Genomic DNA, 7,613 nt, shown 5'->3' on the forward strand with positions numbered 1-7,613 from the left:
TTGGAAGATGAGTTGGGTGTACAACTGTTTGTCGATCGCAGAAGGCGTCCCCTTCAATTAACCTTAGCCGGACAAACGTTTCTGGAACAAGCCCGACTCGCTGTAGCCCAGACAGAACAAGCTGTCAGATTAACAAGACTTGTGCATCAAGGTGAGTTAGGTCGCCTGACGGTAGGGTTTACAAGCTCTATTGCCAATAGCGTTTTACCCGATATAGTGCAGGTGTTTCGCCAACGCTTTCCAGAAGTGAAACTTGTCTGGCGCGAACTTTCAACTCACTCACAAATTCAAGAATTGCACGATCGCCAAATTGATGTAGGCTTTTTTCATGTACCTCGTAAAATTGCGGAGTATGAAGACTTGAGTTTTATCACAATTTTAGAAGAACCGCTCATTGCTGTCCTTCCTGAAACTCACCCACTGGCAACTCAAGCTAAAATTTCATTAAAAGCACTTGCTCAAGAGGAATTTGTTCTACCCAGCCGTCAATTTGTTCCTGGGTTATCTGAGGGAATTTATCACCTTTGCGATCGGGCTAATTTTGTGCCAAATGTGACTCAAGAAGCGACACTCATGACAACAATTTTGGGACTTGTAGCAGGTGGAGTTGGAGTTGCGTTGCTTCCTGCTAACGCTCAAAATCTTCAACGCAAAGGAGTTGTTTATAAATCAATCAAAGGAAAAACCTTAACAGTTCAAATGGCTGCTTTTTGGCGGCATAATAACTCATCAGCAATTCTACGCGAATTCCTTAAGGTTACAAAAACTGTTACTGGCTACTCTCATTAAACTGAGCTAACAAGTTAAGGATATTGTTTTCTGAATATCCTTTGTCTTGATTTTCTCTAATGGTAGATTGCAGAGTTCTGAGACGTTCAATCGCTGTATTTTTATCTGTCAGCAAACCGAGCAATTTATTTTTAATCATTGGCAAGATCGGACGGTAAGGAAACTCTGTCTTTTGCTCAGATAAATGATACTCTGTCACTAAAGCATGGCTTTTCAATAGTTTTATTTGCCCTTGAGAAATTTCACTGCATATCTGATTGACAAATTCACTTATAGTAAACTTCATGACCATAGGCTGAAGCGTAAACATGACTTCATTGTCTTCTGCTGTTTTCTCAATAAGCGATCGCCATCCCAATGAGGTCAGTACTTCTAGCAACACTGATGATGTTATTTGTGATTTTACATACAACTGTAACTGTAATATTGATATGGGCTGTTGTTGGAGAGCCAACCAGTACATAATCTCTTTTTCTAAGCTAGACAAACGTTTAAACTGTTGAGATAAAAGTATGCTGATATCACCAAGTATAATTGTCTTCTCTTCAAGAAAGGTGGTGACACTTCCATTAAATGACTCATGAATAATAGTAGAAACAATTTGTAAAGCTAGGGGATGACCCCTGTAGATTCTAATCAAATCTTCCCAGGCATTGCCATCGCGCAGTAACTCTTTATCTTTCAAAATTTCTTCAGCTTCTGATAACTGTAAACCTGTCAGCTTGTAAGAGCGCACAGGTGAATTTTTTCGTTCTTTGAAGGCAATTTCTCTAGGTTTTTCTCGACTCAGAAGCAGCAAACAACTTTTCGTAGAAGTTTCTGTCCATCGTTTAAGAAGTTCCCCATAACCTTCATATCCAGGAAGATAGGAAACCGTGCGATCCCCGTTTTGTAAAACAGCATCAAAATCATCTAACACTATAAGACAGCGATGATTTCGCAAACAACCCATGAGTTGTGATATGTTTTGACTCAAGCCTTGAGCAGCATCTGCTTCCCATTCTGGAGATAAAAAGCGTAACATAGTTGCCAAAATATCTTCCAACGGAGGGGATGAGCGCAAAGACCTCCAAAAGAGGTAGTCTACTTGATTCCGAATATTATTAACTAGTTCTGCAGCTAGGTAAGTTTTGCCAATTCCCCCAATTCCACACAGCGCTACCAAGCGGCAATTTTCTTTTACGATCCACTGTTCTAAAAGCGATAGCTCTTCTTTGCGACCGTAAAAATCATAAGCTTCAGGTGCGTCACCCAAATCTTGTCTTGACATTTGGTGTGTTTGATGATATAAAAGAGAATTTTTGTCAACAATCTCCTCCCAATTAACTCCGACAGCATTACAAATAGCAATAAAATACTCTGGTTTTATGGGTCGCTTTCTTTCCCAAAATCGCCTCAAGGTTGCTCTCGAAGCATATGCTGTTTGCCACCATATGGGCGTTTGGGTTTTAGTCCAACCCTTTTGTTTTCTGGCTTTGTCAACAATCTCCAAACCTTCTTGAGATGCTCTAAAACCCATACTTGGCTTTTACGAGTGTTCATCTTTAATTGTGTCGCAATTTCTAAAATATTTGCCAGTTCTAACACAATCTGCTCTATACTTCTCTTTTACTGCAATCCATGGATGATTTAAGACTAAATGCAAATCCGGCAGTTAACAGCGTCAACACACCAGTCACCCAGAAAGAAATGCTGTAGTTGATACTAACGAGCAAACCTGCTGTAGCAGGACCAAATGCATTAGAAATACTTAGGTAGGAAGCATTAATTCCTTGAATTTCACCTTGTTCGCGATCGCTACTATTTAGAGATAAGATAGTGCTAATAAGTGGAATAGGAAACGAATTGGTGATACCTAACAAGCACGCCAAAATGAAGAAAGCAGACATCGTTGGAAAAATAGGGATCAGTAGAAAAATTATGGCCCGTCCAGCGATCGCAACGGTCAAAATATCAGCAAGATTAAACCGTTTGGTCAGTGGTTCGACAGCAAAAATTTGTGTGATAACACCAACTGCACCAATTAGGGTGAATACGAATGCTAAAGTTTGAACATCTTGATTGAGAATCTTCAAGAAAAACGGTTGAAACGCAAAGGTAAAAATAGTAAAGGTGAAGCCACTAAAAAACGTGAGTAGAAAGGCTTGACCAAGTTTTGGTCGTAGTGAGGAGCGCAAGATTTTGCCAAACCCAAACATTTGCCAACTGAGTTTGACTTCCTCTGACTTTTGTAAAGTTTCCGGAAGCAAAAACCAAGTGATACCAACAGCGAAAAGAGCTATGTTGGCTGCAGCAAAAAAGCTCATTCCTACTGAAGAAATACCAGGAACAGTCGGTAGCTGTTGAGCAAAGTAGCTGATAACAGGACCAGTAACAAATCCTAGGCGAAATGCAGCATCAAACAATCCAAATGCTTTGGGGCGATTAACTGGTGTAGTTGTGTCTGTGATGACTGCTTTAGCAATAGAATTGTTCCCTCCCGTAAGACCATCAAAAATGCGAGCAGCAAATAGCAACCAGGCAAAAGGCGCAAAGCTTGCAATCAAATTCGCCCCTACAGTTCCCAACAAGCTAATAATGAGAAGGGGCTTTCGTCCCATAAAATCGGAGAAGCGACCCAAAATAGGAGTAGCTAAGAATTGAGCAATGGCATAACTTGTTGTGAGTAAACTGGCTTGAAAATCGTTAAGACCAAACTGTTTAGCGTAGGAATAAAGAGTTGGAAGAATAATTGTGAAACTAACAGAGTTAATAAAGGCAATGAGAGCAATAATCCAAAATTTTAGAGGTAGGTCAAACTTGGCTTTTAAGGCTTTGATTGGATGCATTCCCTAATTCTTTAACTGGGTTCATGCTTTATACTACCTCGTTGCATGACCTAAAACTTAACTTTTTTTTACAAACACGCTCTCACTTTTTTTCGGGAGCATCCCGTTTTGGCAATTTGCCCTCAGAATAGAATTCTGGAGCTATATAAATGCTCGTCCACCTACGTGGACTTCATATTAAGTCCTTGCCTTGCGGACGAGCGTTCCTATAGCCGCGATTACGAACATCGCGGGCGTGTTTTTTCCAAATTGGGATGATCCCTTTTTTTCATCCAGTCGGTAAGGTTAAAATCTGTTTTGACAAGCGAGATTTTTGCCACAGATTAAAGCCAAAAATACAGACAATCAACCATAGTAAACCAGCTGCATAACCAGCTGCAACATCAGTAGGCCAATGTACACCTAAATAAAGTCTACTAAAACCGATCGCCGCAATTAAGAGAATGGTCAAGGTAAAAATTTGCTTTCTTTGGTGAGGAAATTCTTTTGCCAACGTATAGGCAATAAAGCCGTAAACCACCATTGACATCATTGCATGTCCGCTAGGAAAGCTGTGGTGACCCACATTTATAATCCAATCCCACAGCGATGGACGTGCTCTACCAAACTGTTCTTTCAACAAATAATTTAACGCCATCGCACCTAGTGTGGCTACACCAAAAGTTATGACTTCCGAACGACGATTGTAGTAGATTGGACTAGTTGCAAATGCCAAGCAAATCCATGGCAAACCCGCCGATCCACCAAGAGAAGTTATACCAACCATAATGCGATCGAGAAGTGGCGTATGCAATCTTTGAATGGCCAGCAAAATGCTTTCGTCAAGACCAAATTTGTGCAGCAATACAGTGCAAGCAATGAGAGTACCAACAGCCGTTCCCGATAGCAGAATAAGTTGTCTTCCCGCTTTGTCTATTGGTTGCTGCAAGGGTGTTTCTGCTAATATGGCTTTGCTTACAACGGCTGGGATTTTTTCCGCCTCTGACTTGAGTAATGATTTTTCAATCTGTTGTCTATAATCAAAGACAATATTTTGGATCAGTGATGCGATCGCATTTGGGCTGCGATCGGAAGGGAAAAGAACGAGAACATTTCCTGTATAGTGATTGGCGCTCACTTGCTGAATGCCTTTCTCATCTGACAATCTGAGTTCAAGGTATCTTTTAAAAGCTTCCGAACGGTGAAGCCCATCGACTTTATATCTTGCTCTTCCTTTGACAGCAGTATGAAGTGCTCGAACTAAAGGATTTTGCTTGGGGAGTTGATTGACATGAGGAATTCCCATTTTTCTACTTCACAAAGGCTATAAATCACCCTCTCCAACAGCTTGCAGTTTTAAAGGCTGCAAACCTACATCATCTGGCTTGCTACGCTTTTGCCATCGTTTGTTGGGCAGGATAAACATGGTAGCAGATTTTAGCCTTTTAATTATATTTCTTGTGGTAGACAGTACGCGCTCCCAAGTATCTTTTCTAAATCGTTGGTACTTAATAGCATTGTGTGCTTGGTTAAGATTACGCGTCGTGTCGATAAGGTGAATGACAGCATCAAAAACAGTTCCCACAACTGATTTTGCTGTGACTCCTGTTGGTACTACTATGTCGGGAGCGGTTTGTATCAGATGAATGAGATGCGATCGCATTTGCTCGTCTGTTATTGTCCCTATTGGATAATCGATAACAATGGAAGCTGCAGCAGGGTTAACACGTACTTTCGTAAGTTTAGAGTCATATTCCATAACCTGCTTCAGTTTTTCGGCATAGGTAGAATCCTTAGCTAGCCGAGGAATGCGAAAACGAATGCGTCCGGGAATTGCATGAGCAACGCTATAGGATATCCTTTGAGCTGGCGTAGTTTTATTAGCTATACTTGAGGCTGTCTTGTTAGCTGAGCGAGACCGAGCCGGAATTATATTTTTGTTAGAATTATCTTTGTTTCTAGAAGTCATAATCTCGTATTTTAATTTTCAAACATACAATAACTAATGTTGAGACTTTTTGATAAGAAAAGTTAAGCAAAAAGAACAAATAACCATCATAGTTTCTTATCTTACAACTTTGATAGCATTGCTATATCTAACTTTTGGAACAGAAAAATATGGTAGGGGATGACTCAACAAGATTGGCTCTGAAAACAGAGCATTGGGCTTTCATCGTTCCTTATTTCCTTCTTCTGACGAAACCATCAATAAAATCGTGGAACAGCTTGAGAGCATGAATCCAATCTCATACCCGTTAAGTAGAAACCATCTCTCAACCTTACTCGGATATTGGCAATTGGTCTATACCTCTCGCGGAACAGTCGTGACACGCACCGTAGCATCAATTCCAGATTTTTGGGGACTCATTAAAATCAAGCAGGTTTGGCAACAACTGGAGACAGGCGGTAACGAAAGCATTTCTGCCTCCAATGGTGCTCTTTTTGATTTATCCTTCCTTGGGGAATGGCAGATACAGGCTAACGGGTTGTGGCAGTGGAGTAGCGAGCACGAGAAAGTTGCTAAGGTAAAGTTTAGTACATTTGCTATGCAAGCAACCAAGCCCTTTGGTATATCTACTTGGAGTTTTCCCGAATTAAAAATTCCGGTGTTGGAATTCTTACAAAATGAAGCCCTATGGATAACTTCCTTTCTAGATGAGGAAATGAGGGTAGGGCGAGGGGCTACAGGTAACCTATTTGTATTTCGTCGGCACTCTGTTTCTAGAGAAACGCTACAATCTGAACTAGTTTTTGATTAAGATTCCTGTGGCTCAACTAGTAATAAATAATATGAAAGCGATCGTTTGCCACCTATTACAACGTAAAATGAGTAAAAATACAGGCAAAGCAGAGTATGGTAGCCGATCGCGAAACCATAGAATCATTTCGAGCCTTAGCACTGCAAGTGACGTGTCATGCTATTAACCAGGTAATCGATCCCCAGGAAGTACGCTCGTTGATGCAAGACACTATCAACCGTCTGGCAAAACAAATTGCTGCAAGTATTGCGTTTATTGGTGGTGACTGTCGTTTAATTGTTCTACCAGAATATTTCCTCACAGGTTTTCCTATGGGAGAATCACTAGATGTTTGGGCAGAAAAAGCGTGTCTCGAAATGGCTGGTGCAGAATATGAAGCGCTAGGTAAGATTGCACAGCAGTATAAAATTTTTCTCGCAGGTAACGCTTACGAGGTTGATCCAAACTTTCCAGAGCTTTACTTTCAAACTTGCTTTGTCATCGATCCTTCTGGAACGGTTGTCTTGCGCTATCGGCGACTCAATTCCATGTTTGCTCCAACTCCTCATGATGTTTGGGATAAGTATCTCGACTGCTACGGACTAGAGGGTGTTTTTCCAGTCGCCAAAACAGCAATTGGTAATTTGGCTGCCCTTGCTTCAGAAGAAATTTTATATCCGGAAGTGGCGCGATGTTTGACAATGCGGGGGGCAGAAATTTTTCTACATTCAACTTCAGAAGTTTATAGCAAAGAACGCGCACCCAAAGAAGCAGCCAAAATTTGCCGTGCGGTGGAAAATATGGCATATGTAGTGTCCGCAAATAGTGCAGGTATAGCTAACTCTGCTATTCCCAGTGCTTCTACTGATGGTGGCTCAAAAATTGTTGATTATAGGGGATTAATCTTAGCTGAAACTGCTTCCGGCGAGAGTATGGCAGCATTTGCAGAAATTGATTTGGCTGCTTTACGCCGCTATCGCCGCCGACCAGGGTTAAATAATTTACTTTCCCGACAGCGTATGGAACTCTACGCACAAAGTTACTCTCAATCCCACTTCTACCCAGCAAATACCATGCTGGATAAAGAAGTAGACCGCAAACATTTTATCCAGACTCAGCAAGAAACTATAGAAAGGTTAGCGAAATTGGGAGTTATATAGGAATATGCTAATGGCTAATAGCTAATTGCTAATAGTGAATTGCCATTAGCCATTAGCCATTAGCCATTAGCCATTAGCCATTAGCCATTAGCCATTAGCCATTAGCCATTAGCCATTAG

At 41.0% G+C, this 7,613-nt stretch carries 7 protein-coding genes; 3 read left to right on the top strand and 4 right to left on the bottom strand.

Going from position 1 to position 7,613, the window contains the following annotated elements; genetic code table 11:
• On the top strand, positions 1 to 789 hold the full coding sequence (locus F7734_RS12665) for a LysR substrate-binding domain-containing protein (protein WP_347566182.1): 789 nt from the start codon (positions 1 to 3) through the stop codon (positions 787 to 789).
• On the opposite strand, the gene F7734_RS12670 is transcribed toward F7734_RS12665, so the two are convergent.
• The 4 genes from F7734_RS12670 to F7734_RS12685 form a co-directional block, all read right to left on the bottom strand.
• Positions 770 to 2,308 (bottom strand): NB-ARC domain-containing protein, encoded by a 1,539-nt coding sequence (locus F7734_RS12670; protein WP_155745036.1) that lies wholly within the window; start codon positions 2,306 to 2,308, stop codon positions 770 to 772. The genes F7734_RS12665 and F7734_RS12670 overlap by 20 nt on opposite strands.
• Before the next feature lie 76 nt (positions 2,309 to 2,384).
• Positions 2,385 to 3,617 carry an MFS transporter gene (locus F7734_RS12675; protein WP_155745038.1) on the bottom strand — a complete coding sequence of 411 codons (1,233 nt, stop codon included), beginning with the start codon at positions 3,615 to 3,617 and terminating at the stop codon, positions 2,385 to 2,387.
• Positions 3,618 to 3,885: 268 nt separating this feature from the next.
• Complete coding sequence (locus F7734_RS12680; RefSeq protein ID WP_155745039.1) at positions 3,886 to 4,902, bottom strand: phosphatase PAP2 family protein; 1,017 nt, start codon at positions 4,900 to 4,902, stop codon at positions 3,886 to 3,888.
• Positions 4,903 to 4,920: 18 nt separating this feature from the next.
• A complete protein-coding gene (locus tag F7734_RS12685) occupies positions 4,921 to 5,565 on the bottom strand; it encodes an HMA2 domain-containing protein (RefSeq protein ID WP_155745040.1) in 645 nt (214 codons plus the stop codon).
• A 265-nt stretch (positions 5,566 to 5,830) separates the two neighbouring features.
• Between F7734_RS12685 and F7734_RS12690 the strand changes: the two genes are divergently transcribed.
• Positions 5,831 to 6,355: a PAP/fibrillin family protein gene (locus tag F7734_RS12690; protein ID WP_155745042.1), complete on the top strand. Its 525-nt coding sequence runs from the start codon at positions 5,831 to 5,833 to the stop codon at positions 6,353 to 6,355.
• Between the two features lie 95 nt (positions 6,356 to 6,450).
• A complete protein-coding gene (locus F7734_RS12695; protein ID WP_155745044.1) occupies positions 6,451 to 7,494 on the top strand; it encodes a nitrilase-related carbon-nitrogen hydrolase in 1,044 nt (347 codons plus the stop codon).
• The last annotated feature ends 119 nt before the right edge of the window (positions 7,495 to 7,613 follow it).

The organism is Scytonema sp. UIC 10036 (genome assembly GCF_009725235.1).